The 14,807-nt window shown below is 68.0% G+C and carries 9 protein-coding genes; 2 read left to right on the forward strand and 7 right to left on the reverse strand.

All coding sequences use genetic code 11. The annotated features are described in order from the left end of the window. Window positions 1-8 precede the first annotated feature (8 nt). The 7 genes from AC3WQM_RS29335 to AC3WQM_RS29365 all read right to left on the reverse strand — a co-directional run bounded on the left by AC3WQM_RS29335 (window position 9) and on the right by AC3WQM_RS29365 (window position 10,735). Window positions 9-1,877 carry a potassium transporter Kup gene (locus AC3WQM_RS29335; RefSeq protein ID WP_489060034.1) on the reverse strand — a complete coding sequence of 623 codons (1,869 nt, stop codon included), beginning with the start codon at window positions 1,875-1,877 and terminating at the stop codon, window positions 9-11. 155 nt (window positions 1,878-2,032) lie between these two features. Beyond that, window positions 2,033-3,349, reverse strand: coding sequence for a glutamate--cysteine ligase (gene gshA, locus AC3WQM_RS29340; RefSeq protein WP_062477724.1), 1,317 nt, complete (start codon window positions 3,347-3,349; stop codon window positions 2,033-2,035). A gap of 184 nt (window positions 3,350-3,533) precedes the next feature. Then, window positions 3,534-4,826, reverse strand: coding sequence for a glutamate-5-semialdehyde dehydrogenase (locus AC3WQM_RS29345; RefSeq protein ID WP_492683481.1), 1,293 nt, complete (start codon window positions 4,824-4,826; stop codon window positions 3,534-3,536). Between the two features lie 64 nt (window positions 4,827-4,890). Next, complete coding sequence (gene holA / locus AC3WQM_RS29350) at window positions 4,891-5,961, reverse strand: DNA polymerase III subunit delta (RefSeq protein ID WP_062477727.1); 1,071 nt, start codon at window positions 5,959-5,961, stop codon at window positions 4,891-4,893. A 23-nt stretch (window positions 5,962-5,984) separates the two neighbouring features. Continuing rightward, window positions 5,985-6,506, reverse strand: a complete 522-nt coding sequence (locus AC3WQM_RS29355) for an LPS-assembly lipoprotein LptE (protein WP_492683482.1) — start codon at window positions 6,504-6,506, stop codon at window positions 5,985-5,987. Window positions 6,507-6,541: 35 nt separating this feature from the next. Continuing rightward, window positions 6,542-9,172: a leucine--tRNA ligase gene (leuS, locus tag AC3WQM_RS29360; protein ID WP_492683483.1), complete on the reverse strand. Its 2,631-nt coding sequence runs from the start codon at window positions 9,170-9,172 to the stop codon at window positions 6,542-6,544. 87 nt (window positions 9,173-9,259) lie between these two features. Next, window positions 9,260-10,735 carry an FAD-dependent oxidoreductase gene (locus AC3WQM_RS29365; protein ID WP_492683484.1) on the reverse strand — a complete coding sequence of 492 codons (1,476 nt, stop codon included), beginning with the start codon at window positions 10,733-10,735 and terminating at the stop codon, window positions 9,260-9,262. Window positions 10,736-10,865: 130 nt separating this feature from the next. Between AC3WQM_RS29365 and AC3WQM_RS29370 the strand changes: the two genes are divergently transcribed. Together AC3WQM_RS29370 and glgB are read left to right on the forward strand one after the other, a co-directional pair. Continuing rightward, window positions 10,866-12,524, forward strand: coding sequence for an alpha-amylase family glycosyl hydrolase (locus AC3WQM_RS29370; RefSeq protein WP_492683485.1), 1,659 nt, complete (start codon window positions 10,866-10,868; stop codon window positions 12,522-12,524). Between the two features lie 5 nt (window positions 12,525-12,529). Beyond that, window positions 12,530-14,710, forward strand: a complete 2,181-nt coding sequence (glgB, locus tag AC3WQM_RS29375; protein WP_492683486.1) for a 1,4-alpha-glucan branching protein GlgB — start codon at window positions 12,530-12,532, stop codon at window positions 14,708-14,710. The last annotated feature ends 97 nt before the right edge of the window (window positions 14,711-14,807 follow it).

Raw genomic sequence — 14,807 nt, forward strand, 5'->3', positions numbered from 1 at the left:
TGCGCGCCTCAGATCTCGATCTTCGAACCCAGCTCGACGACCGCGTTGTTGGGCAGGCCCAGGAAGGCCGCCGCGCCGCTCGCGTTGTGGTGCATCTGCGCGAACAGCTTCTCGCGCCAGGGCGCCATGCCGCTGCCCAGCGTCGGGATCACCACGTCGCGCGAGAGGAAGTAGCTGGTCGTCATCGGCTCGAGCTGGCAGCCGCGCATGCGCGCGTTGTCGAGCGCGCGCGGCAGGTCGATGTCGTTCTTGAAGCCGTAGTGCACGATGATCTGCCAGCAGTGGTTGCCCAGCGCCTCGATCTCGATGCGCTTGTCCATCGGAATCCAGGGCACCTCGTGGTTGCGCACGGTGACGAACATGTTCTGCTCGTGCAGCACCTTGTTGTGCTTGAGGTTGTGCAGCAGCGCGTTGGGCACCACGCCCGGTTCGGCCGTGAGGAACACGGCCGTGCCGTCGACGCGCGCGGGCGGGCTCATGAACACCGAGCCGAGGAAGGACTTGAGGTCGATCGCGTCCGCGTGCTGTGCTTCGCCCATGAGGCGTCGGCCTTCCTTCCAGGTGACCATCAGCGTGAACACGGCGCCGCCGATCAGCAGCGGGAACCAGCCGCCTTCGAACAGCTTGAGCAGGTTCGAGGCGAAGAACAGGAAGTCGACCACGAAGAAGATCGCGGTCGAGGCGATGCACAGCGCCAGCGGCAGCTTCCACGCGTAGCGGATCACGAAGAAGGTCAGGATCGTGGTGATCAGCATGTCGGTGGTCACGGCGATGCCGTAGGCCGCCGCCAGGCTGCTCGAGGTGCGGAACATCACGACCGCCATCACGATGGCCACGAACAGGCCCCAGTTGACCAGCGGGATGTAGATCTGGCCCGCGGTGCGCACGCTGGTGTGCTCGATGTTCAGGCGCGGCAGGTAGCCCAGCTGGATCACCTGGCGCGTGACGCTGAAGGCGCCGGTGATGAGCGCCTGCGAGGCGATCACCGTGGACAGCGTGGCCAGCAGCACCAGCGGAATGAGGGCCCATTCAGGCGCCATCATGAAGAAGGGGTTCTTCACGGCCTCGGGGTTCTCCAGCAGCAGCGCGCCCTGGCCCAGGTAGTTGAGCGTGAGCGCCGGCATGACGACCGAGAACCACGCGATGCGGATCGGCTTCTTGCCGAAGTGGCCCAGGTCGGCGTACAGCGCTTCGGCGCCGGTCACGCACAGCACCATGGCGCCCAGCAGGATGAAGCTGGTGCCCGGGTTGTCCCAGATGAACTTCAGCGCGTACCAGGGGTTCAGCGCCTTGATGATCTCGGGGTGGTGCCCGATCTGCCACACGCCCAGCACGGCGATGGCCGCGAACCACGCCAGCGTGACGGGGCCGAAGAACTTGCCGATGCCGGCCGTGCCGCGCTTTTGCACCGCGAACAGGCAGAACAGCACGACCAGCGTGATCGGGATCACGTAGTGCTTGAAGTGCGGCGACACCACCTCCAGGCCTTCGACCGCCGACAGCACCGAGATGGCCGGGGTGATGACACCGTCGCCGTAGAAGAGCGAGGTGCCGAAGATGCCGACGATCAGCAGCAGCTGGCGCAGCCTCGGCTTGTCGGCCACGGCCTGGGAGGCCAGCGCGAGCATCGCGACCAGGCCACCCTCGCCTTCGTTGTCGGCGCGCAGCACGAGCACGACGTACTTGATGGAGACGATGACCGTGAGGGTCCAGAAGAACATCGACAGGATGCCGTAGACGTTCTCCACGGTGAACGGCACGTGGCCGTGACCGAAGACTTCCTTGACCGCATAGAGAACGCTGGTGCCGATGTCGCCGTAGACGACGCCGATGGCGCCGACGATGAGGCCGGCAGAGATATTTTTGGGGGCTGACACGAGGTCGATGGGAAAAGGTTGGCTCGCAATGATCGACGCGTCAGTCACGCCGGGGTGCCGCGGCCGCGCCGCGCATCCCTCCGCCCTTTTGGTTCCGTTGCTGTGGGGCCGCTATTTTGCCGTTGCCCGCTGACGCCGCAACCCGCCCCCGCCGCTCATTCGTAGATTTCGGCGTCCGGATCGGTCGCTTCCATCTCGTAACTGGCCGCGACCATGGCCAGACGCCCCACCACGCCATACATGTAAAAACGATTGGGGGCGCTGGCGCCGGGCTTGGCGCCCGGCTGCGGCAGCTGCGCGCTTTCCGAGAAGGCCAGCGGCACGTAGCTGGCGCCCGGCTGCTTGAGGTTCTCGTCGGCGGCGCGCTCGGCGTGCACGCGGTAGAAGCCGCCCACCACGTAGCGGTCCATCATGTAGACCACCGGCTCGGCCACGCCGTTGTGCACGCGCTCGTTGGTGAGCACGCCTTCCTGCACGATCAGCTCGGTGGGCTCGCGCAGGTCGCGCCCGGCGCTGGTCTTGGCGGGCGACGAAGTGGCGGTGCGCGACTTGCCGATCAGCGCCTCGACCTCCTTGGCGTCGCGCACGGTCACGACTCCGGGGCTTCCGCTGCCGCTGTGGCCGCCCTTGACGACCACGAAGGGCTTCTCGTTGATGCCGTATTCCTTGTACTTGCGGCGCACCTTGGTGAGCACCGCGTCGACATGGCTGGTGAGCACGTCGATGCCGCGGCCCTCGGCCACGTCGACGCCTTCGGCGCGCGCGTAGATCGGGTTGATCAGCCAGGGGTCGATGCCCAGCAGCTTGCCGAAGCGTTTGCACAGCTCTTCGTAGCTGTGCAAGTGGTTGCTCTTGCGGCGCACCGACCAGCCCGCGTGCAGCGGCGGCAGCAGGTACTGCTCGTGCAGGTCTTCGAGGATGCCGGGCGTTCCTGCAGAAAGCTCGTTGTTGAGCAAAATTGTGCAGGGATCGAAGTTCTTCAGGCCCAGGCGGCGCTTGGAACGCACCACCGGTTCGAGCGTCACGGTCTCGCCGTTGGGCAGCTCGATCTTCTTGGGCGACTTGATGGCCGGATCGATCGAGCCGATGCGCACATTGAGGCCCGCCATGTGGAAGATGCGCACGAGTTGCGCGACGTTGGCGAGATAAAAGGTGTTTTTCGAGTGGTTTTCAGGAATGACGAGCAGATTGCGCGCCTCCGGACAGATCTTCTCGATGGCCGCCTGCGCGGCCTGCACCGCCAGCGGCAGCATTTCCTTGGTGAGGTTGTTCCAGCCACCCGGAAACAGGTTGGTGTCGACCGGGGCGAGCTTGAAGCCCGCGTTGCGGATGTCGACGGCGCTGTAGAACGGCGGCGTGTGCTCCATCCACTCGAGGCGGAACCAGCGCTCGATGGCAGGCATCGAGTCGAGCACCCGCTGCTCCAGTTCGTTGATCGGGCCGGTCAGGGCAGTGACGAGATGCGGAACCATGCAGCGGCCTTGTTGGTTTTGTGCTTAAAGGTGGAGTGGAATTGTAGGATTTGGGGATGGCGCGCCCGATGACAAGCAGTCAAAGAGAACAAAGCCCCCCAATCCACAACACACGTTGCAAGAACACCGCGGCACGGGCCTCGCCGCGCCGCCGGCCCGATGGCCCCGGCCCTTCGGACCCCGATTAACCGCGGACTTCGCCCTGCCCCAGCACCACGTACTTGAGCGAGGTCAGGCCCTCGATGCCGACCGGGCCGCGCGCGTGGAACTTGTCGGTGCTGATGCCGATTTCGGCGCCCAACCCGTACTCGAAACCGTCCGCGAAGCGCGTGCTCGCATTCACCATCACGCTGGCCGAATCGACCTCGCGCAGGAAGCGCTGGGCGTTGATGTGGTCGCGCGTGACGATGGCGTCGGTGTGGTGGCTCGAGTAGCGGTTGATGTGCGCAATGGCTTCGTCGACGCCCGACACCACCTTCACGCTGATGACGGCGGCCAGATATTCCTCGGACCAGTCGGACTCGACGGCATCGATCACCTTCGCCTGCGGATGGTGCGCCTCGCTGGCGCGCAGGATCGCGGCGGCGGCCGGGTCGCAGCGCATCTCGACGCCCTTGGCGGCGAAGATGGCGGCGATCTCGGGCAGGAAGTGGTCGGCCACCGAGGCCGCCACCAGCAGGCCTTCGGCGGCGTTGCAGGGGCTGTACTTCTGGGTCTTGGCGTTGTCGACGATGCGCAGCGCCATGTCGAACTCGGCCGTGTCGTCCACGTAGACGTGGCAGTTGCCGTCCAGGTGCTTGATGACGGGCACCTTGGCGTCGCGGCTGATGCGCTCGATCAGGCCCTTGCCGCCGCGCGGAATGATCACGTCGACGTATTCGGGCATGGCGATGAGCTGGCCCACGGCTTCGCGGTCGGTAGTCTGCACCAGCTGCACCGCATCGACCGGCAGGCCGGCTTCGGCCAGCGCCTCGGACACCAGCAGCGCCAACGCCTTGTTCGAGTCGATGGCTTCCGAGCCGCCGCGCAGGATGGCGGCGTTGCCGCTCTTGATCGCCAGGCTCGCGGCCTCGATGGTCACGTTGGGGCGGCTCTCGTAGATCATGCCGAAGACACCGATCGGCACGCGCATCTGGCCCACGCGGATGCCGCTGGGCTGCTGCTTCATGCCGATGATCTCGCCGATCACGTCGGCCATGCCGGCCAGCTGCTCGCAGCCCTCAGCCACGGTCTCCAGGACCTTGGGCGTGAGCTTGAGCCGGTCGACCATCGGGGCCGACAGGCCGGCGGCCGTGGCGCGCTCCAGGTCCTTCTCGTTGGCGACGGCCAGCGCGGGGCCGGCTTCGCGCAGGCGCCGGGCCAGCGCCTTCAGCGCTCTGTTTTTGGTAGCTGCATCCGCACGGGCCATGAGGAATGCAGCGGCTTTGGCTTGCAGACCGAGGGTCTGCATGTGCTCGCTGACGTTGAACGCGTTCATGACCGGCATTTTCCCACGCGGACCTTCGGCCCGGCTGACGCGGGCCTTTTGATGGCGATCGACGTCAGGCGCGACGCGGTGCCGCGGCCGTGCTGCAGGCGCGGCACAGCATCAGCGCCAGCCGCTGCAGCGCCTGCCAGCCGCTGGCGGGCCAGTCGGGCTGCTTCAGGCCCTTGCAGATGCCGTCGACCAGGTGGGCCGCGCGCAGCAGCCGGGTCAGCATGCGGTCGTCCAGGCGCGGCAGCACGCGCTCGAAGGCGCGCTCGCGCGGGCCCCAGATGCGGTTCTCGCGCAGCGCCATCGGCAGCGGGCGGCCGGCGGCCATGGCGTCCTTCACGCGCTTGAGGGCGCGGATGTCCTCGGCGATCGTGTAGTGCACCAGCACCTCGGCCTCGCCTTCGGCCTGCAGGCCGTCGAGCATGCGCGCCACGCGCTGCGGGTTGCCGGCCAGCACGGCCTCGGAGAGCTTGAACACGTCGTAGCGCGCCACGTTGTTGACGGCGCCCTCGACCTGCTCCCAGCTCAGCTCGCCCGCCGGGTGCAGCAGCGCGAGCTTCTGGATTTCCTGGTGCGCGGCGAGCAGGTTGCCTTCGACGCGGTCGGCAAAGAACTGCAGCGTGCGCTGGCCTTCGTCGCCGGGCATCACGCGCTGGTTCTGCAGCCCCAGGCGCTGGGCGATCCATTGCGGCAGCGCGGCGCGCTCGATCGGGTCGACCTGGATGCTCACGCCGTTGTTCTCCAGCGCCGAGAACCACGCGCCGGTGCGCGTGGCCTTGTCCAGGCGCGGCAGCATCACCAGCGTGAGCGTGCTGTCGTTGCCGGGCGCGCCCTCGGCCAGCTGCTGCAGCGCGACGCTGCCGTCCTTGCCGGGCTTGCCCGAGGGAATGCGGATCTCGACGATCTGCTTGTCGGCGAACAGCGAGAGCGAGCCCCCGGCCGCCAGCACTGCGCTCCAGTCGAAGTGCGCGCCGGCCACGGTGTACGAGCTGCGCTCGGTGTGGCCCTGGGCGCGCGCGGCGGCGCGGATGGCGTCGGCTGCCTCCTGCGCGAGCAGCGGCTCGTCGCCATGGATCGTGTAAAGCGGCTTCAGGCCCTTTTGCAGGTGGGCGCCGAGCTGGGCACTGGCAAGTTGCATTGAAAAAAGAACGGAAGCGACGCTTACAGGGACTGCACCGCCGCCAGCCGGCGCATCAGCTGCTGCGCGATGTCGGCCTGCATGTCGCGGAACAGCAGGTCGGCCTCGCCTTCCTTGGCCAGCGCGTTGGTTTCGTTGAAGCTCAGGTCGCGCGTCTGCGAGACCTCCGACGCGGGCAGCAATTCCTTGCCGCCCGGCGTGCGCAGGCTGAAGCGCACGCGCAGGCGCAGCTGCAGCTCGCGCAGCAGGCCGGCGGAGTTGGTCGAGATCACGAAGCGGTCGCGGTCCTCGCCCAGCACGACCAGCACGGCGTCGGCGGTGCTGGCTTCTTCCTTGGGCACCAGCGTCACGTTGCCGGCCGCGCGCAGCTCGCGCCGCAGCTGGTTGATGAGCGCCGTATTGCCTTCGAGCGACAGCGTCTTGAACGCGAAGGTCGGCGCCTTGCGCAGCGCGAAGCCGCAGCCGGACAGGGCCAGCGAAGCGCCTGCCACGCCGAGGCCCAGGAGAAAGCCGCGGCGCGGCTGCGAGGCATTGCGAATGTTCATGCGTCTGTCGTTTCCGTCGTTCTGCAGTGTCGGGTTCAGATGACCACGTTGACCAGGCGCCCGGGCACCACGATCACGCGCTTGGGCGGCGCGCCTTCGGCGAAGTTGACGAAGTCGTCGCAGGCGAGCGCCAGCCGCTCGATCTCGTCCTTCGAGGCACCGGCCGGCACCAGCAGCTTGCCGCGCAGCTTGCCGTTGACCTGCAGCATGAGCTCGACCTCGTCCTGCGCCAGCGCGGCCACGTCGACCACGGGCCAGGGCGCGTCGAGCAGGTCGCCCGAGGCCTTGTCATAGCCGAGCTGCTGCCACAGCTGGTGCGCGATGTGCGGCGTGGCCGGGTAGAGGCAGCGCAGCAGGATGCCGAAGCCCTCGCGCGCGGCCGCCGCGTCGCCCGCGCTGCCGTCGGGCTTGAAGCCTTCGAGCGCGTTGAGCAGCTTCATCGTGCCCGACACCACCGTGTTGTATTGCATGCGCTGGTAGTCGTAGTCGATCTGGCGCAGCACGGTGTGCACCTCGCGGCGCAGGGCCTGGGCGGGCTTGCCGAAGCTCTGGCCGGCGAGCGCCACGGGCGCCACGTCGACCTGGGCCACGCCGTAGTTCCACACGCGGCGCAGGAAGCGGTAGCTGCCCTCGACGGCCGCGTCGTTCCACTCGAGCGTGGCTTCGGGCGGCGCGGTGAACATGGTGTACAGGCGGGCGGTGTCGGCGCCGTACTTCTCGATCAGGTCCTGCGGGTCGACGCCGTTGCGTTCGCTCTTGCCCATCTTGCCCACGCCGCCGTACTCGACCTTGGTGCCGTCGGCCAGCGTGCCGCCGGTGATGCGGCCCTGCGCGTCGAGCACCGCCGTGACTTCGAGCGGCGGGAAGTAGTCCTTGCCGCCCTTCTCGTTGCGCTTGTAGAAGATGTGGTTGAGCACCATGCCCTGCGTGAGCAGCTTGGCGAAGGGCTCGTCGGCCTTCACGAGGCCCAGGTCGCGCATGACCTTGGTCCAGAAGCGCGCGTACAGCAAATGCAGGATCGCGTGCTCGATGCCGCCGATGTACTGGTCCATCGGCATCCAGTAGTCCGCGCCCTCGGCGACCATGGCCTTGTCGTTGGTCGGGTCGCAATAGCGCATGAAGTACCACGACGAGTCGACGAAGGTGTCCATCGTGTCGGTCTCGCGCCGCGCAGCCTTGCCGCACACGGGGCACACCACGCCGGCGTGGAAGCCTTCGTGCTTGGCCAGCGGGTTGCCCGAGCCGTCAGGCACGCAGTCGGTGGGCAACACCACGGGCAGGTCCTTTTCGGGGACCGGCACCGCGCCGTGTTCTTCGCAATGGATGATCGGGATCGGCGTGCCCCAGTAGCGCTGGCGGCTCACGCCCCAGTCGCGCAGGCGCCAGGTGGTCTGCAGCTCGCCCAGGTCCTTCTGGCCCAGCGCATGCGCCACGGCGGCCACGGCCTCCTTGTAGGTCATGCCGCTGAAGTTGTCGGAGTTGATGGTCACGCCGCGCTGCTTGTCGCCGTACCAGTCCTGCCACTTGTGATAGTCGAAGTGCGGCTCGTCGTCGACCAGCACGACCTGGATGATCTCGATGCCGTACTTGTTGGCGAAGGCGAAGTCGCGCTCGTCGTGCGCGGGCACGCCCATCACGGCGCCGTCGCCGTAGCCGATGAGCACGTAGTTGCCCACCCACACCGGCACCTGCTCGTCGGTGATCGGGTGCTTGACGGTCAGGCCCGTGGGCACGCCCTTCTTCTCTTGCGTGGCGAGCTCGGCCTCGGTCGTGCCGCCGCCCTTGCACTCTTTGATGAAGGCCGCGACCTTCGGATCGAGCGTGGCAGCGTGCGCGGCGAGCGGGTGCTCGGGCGCGACGGCGCAGAAGGTGACGCCCATGATGGTGTCGGCCCGCGTGGTGAACACGTACATGCGGCCGTCCTGGATCAGCTTGCCGCTCGCGTCCCGGATGTCATGCGTGAACGCGAAACGCAGGCCTTCGCTCTTGCCGATCCAGTTTTCCTGCATCAGCTTGACGCGCTCGGGCCAGCCCGGCAGTTTGTGCTGGGTGTGCTCGAGCAGTTCTTCGGCGTAGTCGCTGATCTTCAGGTAGTAGCCGGGAATTTCGCGACGCTCGACCGTGGCGCCGGTGCGCCAGCCCTTGCCGTCGATCACCTGTTCGTTGGCCAGCACGGTCTGGTCGACCGGGTCCCAGTTGACGACCTGGGTCTTGCGGTAGGCAATGCCCTTTTCGAGCATCTTCAGGAACAGCCACTGGTTCCACTTGTAGTAGCTCGGATCGCAGGTGGCGATCTCACGGCTCCAGTCGATCGCCAGGCCCATGGCCTGGAGCTGGCCCTTCATGTAGGCGATGTTCTCGTAGGTCCACTTGGCCGGCGGCACGCCGTTCTTCAGCGCCGCGTTCTCGGCCGGCAGGCCGAAGGCGTCCCAGCCCATGGGCATCAGCACGTTGTAGCCGCTCATGCGCAGGTAGCGCGTGAGCATGTCGTTGATCGTGTAGTTGCGCACGTGGCCCATGTGCAGCTTGCCGCTGGGGTATGGCAGCATCGAGCAGGCGTAGTACTTCTTGCGGCTCGCGTCCTCGGTGACACGGTAGACATCGGCGGCGCGCCATTGCGCCTGGGCAGCGGACTCGACGTCGCTGGGTTTGTAGCTGGGGTTCATGACATCTCGGCAGGGCCCGGCTCGACGGCGGCCGGGAAGGCGGATTATCGCGCCGTGCGTGATCGTCCCCCGGGCTCCATGCCGGAATCAGGCCCTTTCCTGCGGCGGCGGGGCGGGCGTCCACTCGTCGCCGAACAGTTCCGGCTCACTGTAGGCCTCCAGATTCGCCCAGTGGTGGGCCGCGTCTTCCCGGTAGAACAGGCTGGCGAGCCCCGCCGCCAGGCGCCGCGCGCCGTCGCTGATGGCCGGAATGTCGCCCGACACCGTGCCGTGCGACAGCGCCGCCGGGTAGCAGAAGCAGTGGATGCGGTCCAGCCCCGGGCAGGCGCCGGGCACGTTCTCCTGGAATTCGAAGGCCGGCCCGAGGTCGGGCGAATCGGCCAGTTCGCGGTCTTCGTCGCTGGGCGCGGGCGTGAAACGGTCTTTCCAGGTACGAATGTGCGCGGCAATGCCCGCGAATTCGGGGCGGGCGGCCCAGTCGACCTGGAAACCGGTCGACACAATTAAAAAGTCGAACGCGAAGTCGCCCTTGGGCGTGGTGACACGCAGCGCCTCGCCCTGCGGCGCCACGGCCAGGATGGGGCAGCCGAAGTTGAAGAAGGCATTGGCGTGCCGCGACACCCGCAGCGTGCTGCCGTGCGGCGGCGGCACGTTCAGCACGTTGATGTAGTGGCGGATGCGCCATTTCAGCGCGTCGGGCAGGTCGTAATGCCCCTGCGTGAGCCCCGGCACGCCGGCGCCCTTGCCCTTGTTGACGCGCGGCAGGTCGGGCCGGCGGATCAGCAGCTCGACGCTGTGCGCGCCGGCCTCGAGCGCGGTGGCGGCGCTGTCCATGGCCGAGGAGCCCGCGCCGACCACGCCCACGCGCAGGCCCTTCAGGCGGCCGTAGTCCATCTCGTCGGAGGAATGCGCCCACTTGGCGCGCGGCAGGCCGTCCACGAACGCCGGCACGGCCGGGCCGCCGAGGCCGTCGCGGCCGGTGGCCAGCACGACGCGGCGCGCCAGCACGCGGCGTTCGCCGTCGGGCGTGCGCAGGTCCAGGCGCACGGCGCTGGCGTCGGGCAGCGGTTGCAAGGCAGTAACAGCGGTGTCGTTGCGCACGTCCACGCCCATCACGCGCCGGTACCAGACCAGGTAGTCCATCCATTGCAAGCGCGGGATCTTGTCCATCGCGGCCCAGGCCTCGGTGCCGAACTGGGCCTCGAACCAGGCGCGGAAGGTCAGCGAAGGCAGCCCCAGCGCCGGGCCCGTGAGTTCCTTGGGCGAGCGCAGGGTTTCCATGCGCGCCGTGGTGGCCCAGGGGCCTTCGCGCCCGGCCGGCGCGCGGTCGAAGACCACGGCGCGGATGCCCTGCTGCGCCAGCGCGCCCGCCGCGGCCAGCCCGGCCTGGCCGCCACCGATGATGGCCACGTCGAGCACGGGTTCGCCGTCGACCTGGCGCGGCGGCACCCAGGCGCGGGCGGGCCAGCCGAGGTAGTCGAGGTCCTGGGCGAGCCGGCGTTCGAGCGCGGCGAGGCCGATGGGTGGTGCGGAGGGGGAGAAGGCGGTGTCGTCGGTGGTCATCGGTCGAGGGTCGGGGCGGCAGCGCCCCGCCCTGCTGAATTTACCCACTTCCGCGCGGCGCCCGCCTGCAACAGCGTACCGCTGGCCCGGATTTCGCATGCCACAATGAATTTCGACCACAGGGGCAGGCATGAGCGGCAGCAACGGCGAATGGTGGCGGGGCGCGGTGATCTACCAGATCTACCCGCGCAGCTTCATGGACAGCAACGGCGACGGCGTCGGCGACCTGCCCGGCATCACGTCGAAGCTCGACCACGTCGCCCGCCTGGGCGTCGATGCGGTCTGGGTCTCGCCCTTCTTCCGCTCCCCCATGAAAGACTTCGGCTACGACGTGGCCGACTACCGCGCCGTCGACCCGCTGTTCGGCACGCTGGCCGACTTCGACGCCATGCGCGCACGCATGCATGCGCTGGGCCTGAAACTCATCATCGACCAGGTGCTCTCGCACACCTCCGACCAGCACGCCTGGTTCGCCGAAAGCCGCAGCTCGCGCGACAACCCCAAGGCCGACTGGTACGTGTGGGCCGACCCCCAGCCCGACGGCACGCCACCCACCAACTGGCTCTCGGTCTTCGGCGGCTCGGCCTGGCAGTGGGACTCGCGCCGGCGGCAGTACTACCTGCACAGCTTTCTCGCCGAGCAGCCCGACCTCAACTTCCATTGCCCCGACGTGCAGGACGCCCTGCTCGGCGAGGTGCGCTTCTGGTGCGAGCGCGGTGTGGACGGCTTCCGCTTCGACGCCTGCAACCACCAGTTCCACGACGCGCTGCTGCGCGACAACCCGCCCGCCACGGTCGAATCGATGGACGAGGTCAGCACCGTGCGCGCCGACAACCCGTATGCGATGCAGGTCCACCTGTACGACAAGAGCCAGCCCGAGAACCTCGTGTTCCTGGAGCGCCTGCGCCAACTGCTCGACGGCTACGGCGCGGTCGCGCTGGGCGAGGTCGGCGACGAGAACGCGCCGCCGGTCATGGCGCAGTACACCGAACTTGGCAAGCGCCTGCACCTGGCTTACAGCTTCAGCCTGCTCACCGCCGACCACAGCCCGAAGCACCTGCGCCACCAGGTCGAGTCGCTCGACACCGCACTGGCCGTGACGAACGGCTGGGGCTGCTGGGCGGTGTCGAACCACGACGTGCCGCGCGTCGCCACGCGCTGGCGCGACGGCCAGGCGCCCGACACCCGCCGCGACCGGCTCTGGCTCGCGCTGCTGCTCGCACTGCGCGGCAGCGCCAGCCTCTACCAGGGCGAAGAGCTCGGCCTGCCCGAGGCCGACGTGCCCTTCGAACTGCTGCAAGACCCCTACGGCCGCGCCTTCTGGCCCGAGTTCAAGGGCCGCGACGGCTGCCGCACCCCGATGCCCTGGACCGCCCAGGCGCCCAACGCCGGCTTCAGCACCGGCACGCCCTGGCTGCCGGTGGACGGCGCGCACCTGCCGCTGGCCGTCGACCAGCAGGAGGCCGACCCCGGCTCGATGCTCGCCTTCAGCCGCGCGCTGCTGCACTGGCGCCGCACCCAGCCGCTGCTGCGCACGGGCGCGCTGGCGTTCGTCGATGCGCCCGCGCCGCTGCTGCACATCGTGCGCAGCGACGGGGAGGCGGTGCTGCATGCGATCTTCAATACAGGCATCGAACCTGTCTCGCTTCCCTTGCCCGCGCCTCTGGTGCCGCTGGCCGACCACCCGCTCGCGCCGACCGCCGCAGTCACCGCCGATCCAAAGCCCCTGCTGACATTGGCGCCTTATGGCGTGTGCTTCGGCACGCCGGCCCCCGCAGGAGGACGCTGAACCCCATGCCCCCTTCGCCTTTCCTCCAAGCTGCCGACATCCACGCGCTGATGCGCGCAGAGCACGGCGACCCGTTCGCCGTGCTCGGCCCTCACGAGACCGCCGACGGCCTCGAGGTGCGCGCGCTGATGCCCGGCGCGCGGCAGGTGGCCGTGGTGCATTCGCGCACCGGCTGGCCGCTGTCGATCCTTGCGCGGCACGAGGGCTCCGACCTGTTCAGCGGCCTCGTGCCCGCGGCCGAGGCGCGCATGGGCTACTCGTTCCAGGTCGACTGGGAGACCGGGCACGCCTCGCGGCTCGAAGACCCCTACCGCTTTCCGTTCGTGCTCGGCGAGACCGACGTGTGGCTGCTGGCCGAGGGCACGCACCTGCGGCCGTGGGAGCGGCTGGGCGCGCACCTGCGCGAGATCGACGGCGTGAAGGGCGTGGCCTTTGCCGTCTGGGCGCCGAATGCGCGGCGCGTGTCGGTGGTCGGCGACTTCAACAACTGGGACGGCCGGCGCCACATGATGCGGCTGCGCCGCGAGTGCGGCGTGTGGGAGATCTTCGCGCCGCACGTGGCGACCGGCGACCGCTACGAATTCGAGATCCTGTCGTCACGCGGCGAGGTGCTGCGCAAGGCCGACCCCTTCGCGTTCTCGTCGCAGCTGCGCCCCGGCACCGCCTGCGTCGTGGCGCCGCTGCCCGCGCCCGTGCCGATGCCCGCCGGGCGCGCCGAGGCCAACGCGCACCAGGCGCCGATCAGCATCTATGAAGTGCACCTGGGTTCGTGGCGTCGCAAGCACCACGGCCAGGAATGGCTGGACTACCGCGAGCTGGCCGACACCCTCGTGCCCTATGTGCGCGACATGGGCTTCACGCACATCGAGCTGCTGCCCATCACCGAGCACCCCTTCGACGGCTCGTGGGGCTACCAGCCCATCGGCCTGTATGCGCCGACCTCGCGCTTCGGCACGCCCGGCGACTTCCGCCATTTCGTCGAAGCCGCGCATGCCGCGGGGCTGGGCGTGATCCTCGACTGGGTGCCCGCGCACTTTCCGACCGACGCGCACGGTTTGGGCAACTTCGACGGCACCGCGCTGTACGAGTACGCCGACCCGCGCGAGGGTTTCCACAACGACTGGCAGACGCTGATCTTCAACTACGCACGCACGGAGGTGCGCAACTACCTCGTGGGCAATGCGCTGTACTGGCTGGAGCGCTACGGCGTGGACGGCCTGCGCGTGGATGCGGTGGCGTCGATGCTGTACCGCGACTACAGCCGCAAGGCCGGCGAGTGGGTGCCGAATGCGCAGGGCGGGCGCGAGAACCTGGAGGCCATCGACTTCCTGCGCCGCATGAACCGCGTGGTGGGCGTGGAGCGTCCGGGGGCTGTGACCATTGCGGAAGAGTCGACGAGCTTTCCCGGTGTGACGCGGCCGCCGGAAGACGGCGGGCTGGGGTTTCACTACAAGTGGAACATGGGGTGGATGAACGACACGCTGGCGTATGCGGGGACCGATCCGGTCTATCGCAAGCACCATCACCAGCAGATCACCTTCGGGCTGATGTACGCGCACAGCGAGAACTTCGTGTTGCCGCTGTCGCATGACGAAGTGGTGCATGGCAAGGGGTCGATGATCGGGCGCATGCCCGGCGATGAATGGCAGAAGTTCGCGGGGTTGCGCAACCTGTATGGGTACCTCTGGGCTTATCCGGGGAAGAAGCTGCTGTTCATGGGGGGGGAGTTTGCGCAGTACGCGGAGTGGAATGCGGATCGCGGGCTGGACTGGCACTTGCTCGAGCATGCGGGGCATCAAGGGGTGCGAAGGTTGGTGCGCGATCTGAACAACGTGTATCGGCACTTTCCTGCTTTGCATGAGTTGGACCATGAGGGTTCTGGGTTCGAGTGGCTGGTGCATGACGATGTGGCGCAGTCGGTGTTTGCGTTTGTTCGGCGGGCTCGGGATGGGACGTTTGTGGTGGTGGCTTACAACTTCACGCCGTTGCCTCGGCATGCGTATCGGCTTGGCGTTCCTGTCGCGGGGGCTTATCGCGAAATCATCAACACCGATGGTTCGGTGTATGGCGGCAGCGGCGTGGGAAACGGGATTGTCGAGAGCGCTCCCACCGCCTGGCATGGGAAAGCGGATTCGATTTCGGTCAGCGTGCCGCCGCTCGCTACCGTGATGTGGGTGTTGGCTTGATAGGCCTGGAATCGTCTTTTTTCCCGAGGCCGGGTCTCGCCCCGGCAGGCGACCTACTTTTCTTTGCTTCGCCAAAGAAACGTAGGCAAAAGAAAGG

The sequence above is a fragment of the Variovorax sp. FW301-JW7 genome (assembly GCF_058788795.1).

Excerpts from the sequence above, each read along its gene's own strand:
- leuS (WP_492683483.1), bottom strand. The coding sequence starts at position 9,172 with ATGAACCCCAGCTACAAACCCAGCGACGTCGAGTCCGCTGCCCAGGCG.
- AC3WQM_RS29365 (WP_492683484.1), bottom strand. The coding sequence starts at position 10,735 with ATGACCACCGACGACACCGCCTTCTCCCCCTCCGCACCACCCATCGGC.
- holA (WP_062477727.1), bottom strand. The coding sequence starts at position 5,961 with ATGCAACTTGCCAGTGCCCAGCTCGGCGCCCACCTGCAAAAGGGCCTG.
- AC3WQM_RS29355 (WP_492683482.1), bottom strand. The coding sequence starts at position 6,506 with ATGAACATTCGCAATGCCTCGCAGCCGCGCCGCGGCTTTCTCCTGGGC.
- AC3WQM_RS29345 (WP_492683481.1), bottom strand. The coding sequence starts at position 4,826 with ATGAACGCGTTCAACGTCAGCGAGCACATGCAGACCCTCGGTCTGCAA.
- glgB (WP_492683486.1), top strand. The coding sequence starts at position 12,530 with ATGCCCCCTTCGCCTTTCCTCCAAGCTGCCGACATCCACGCGCTGATG.
- gshA (WP_062477724.1), bottom strand. The coding sequence starts at position 3,349 with ATGGTTCCGCATCTCGTCACTGCCCTGACCGGCCCGATCAACGAACTG.
- AC3WQM_RS29370 (WP_492683485.1), top strand. The coding sequence starts at position 10,866 with ATGAGCGGCAGCAACGGCGAATGGTGGCGGGGCGCGGTGATCTACCAG.